The following is a 1,624-nucleotide window of genomic DNA, read 5'->3' on the forward strand; positions in this document are numbered from 1 at the left end:
AGTTGGCCACGGATGATCGTTTAATTTTGCTCCTTCACGCAATTGATTGCCAACGAGCAGCCACAATAAACCTGTTTGACACCAGATGTGTTGATAATCATCGGTTTTTAATAGATTTAATAACCATAAATAGGCTTGTTGTTGAAAATGCCATGCCGATAAATGGGCAGGTGCAAGTTTGGGGTAAATAATTGCCGCAGGATTGCCCGAAGCAGCTTGCATGGCATCATTGGCTTTATCAATAATCGTCACTTGCCAGCCGCGTATTGCTAAGGCGCGCGCGCAACTGACACCTGCAATGCCAGCACCAATAATCACCGCTTGTTGTTGGCCTTGATAACAGGGTGCAGGGTTATGCCATGCCGAAGGTTGATGTGTAGTCGTCGGCATAGACGCAGTAATCATTTCCCGTTTGCGGCCAAAGCCTTTTTGTTTTTTTACCTCAAAGCCTAATTCTTGCAAACTACGCCTTACTACACCAGCCGCACTAAACGTGGCGAGGGTAGTACCTTGTTGACTGAGTTGAGCAACAATTTTTAATAAATCCAGTTGCCATAAGTTAGGGTTTTTATCGGGTGCAAAACCATCTAAAAACCAAGCATCAACCTTCGCAGCCAAATCTGCTAATAATTCATTCGCTTCGCCAAAAATCAGGGTTAGGGTAATACGTTGTTTGGCAAAACATAAACGATGCCAACCTGCGGTTAACGGCGGATATTGGGCTAAGAGTTGCTCGGCATAAACGGCTAGCTCTGGCCATAATGCTAAAGCACGGCTCAGGTCTTGATGGGTTAAAGGGTGTTTTTCAACCGAGACAAAATGCAACCACGTGTTATCAGCCGTTTGGCTTTGCTGCCAGAGTTGCCAAGTGGCTAAAAAATTTAAGCCTGTGCCAAAGCCTGTTTCGGCAATGGTAAAACTGTATTGGGGTGGTAATTGAGCAAAACGTTCAGCTAATTGATTGCCTTGCAAAAACACATATTGTGTTTCGGCGAGACCATTTTCTAAAGAAAAATAAATATCATCAAACACGCTAGAATAGGGTAAACCGTCTCGCCATGTCAGTTGGGCTGCTTCAATAAACATTAACGAAAGTCTCGATAACTACGTTTCTTTTGTCTAAAGAACAACCAACCCAATAACAAACCCGCCGCAATACTCATCAACGTATCACGTGTGCCTTCGGAATAACGGTCGTGTTTGAGCACTTCTAATTGTAAGGATAACTTTTCGTTTAATTGCTGCATTTCTTGATTTTTAATGGATAAATCTTTATTCAATTTATCAAGGTCTTCGGCATTCTGAATTAATAGTTTGTCTTCGGGGCTTAATTGTGCAATAGGACAAACAGGTACAGGTGGCGGTGTGACCACTTTGGCAACAGGTTTATCATTGACGACTTTTTCAGGTGTTGGTTTTTTTTCAACAATAGGTTTTTTTTCGGTAGTAGGTTTTGGTTTTTCTTTCTCGGAGATTATTTTTTTATCGGTATTGGGTTTTTCGGTGTTCGGCTTTTTTTCACTATTAGTTGGTTTGTCAGAGCTTGGTTTTTTTTCTGTGTTAGGTTTAGGCGTGGTATTTGTTGTTGTATTTTTTTCTGTTGCAGACTTATTTTCAGTTTTGG

General features: G+C 41.6%; 1 protein-coding gene and 1 pseudogene. Both read right to left on the reverse strand.

Annotation, left to right across the window (positions count from 1 at the left end):
- On the reverse strand, positions 1-1,086 hold a 1,086-nt coding region (gene mnmD / locus Q0212_RS14715; RefSeq protein WP_297926892.1), incomplete at its 3' end, for a tRNA (5-methylaminomethyl-2-thiouridine)(34)-methyltransferase MnmD.
- Positions 1,086-1,624 (reverse strand): annotated as a pseudogene (locus tag Q0212_RS14720) (hypothetical protein); the annotation flags it as partial. The gene mnmD and the pseudogene Q0212_RS14720, both read right to left, overlap by 1 nt.

Origin of the sequence: uncultured Agitococcus sp., assembly GCF_937920075.1 — a bacterium.
Lineage (GTDB): Bacteria > Pseudomonadota > Gammaproteobacteria > Pseudomonadales > Moraxellaceae > Agitococcus.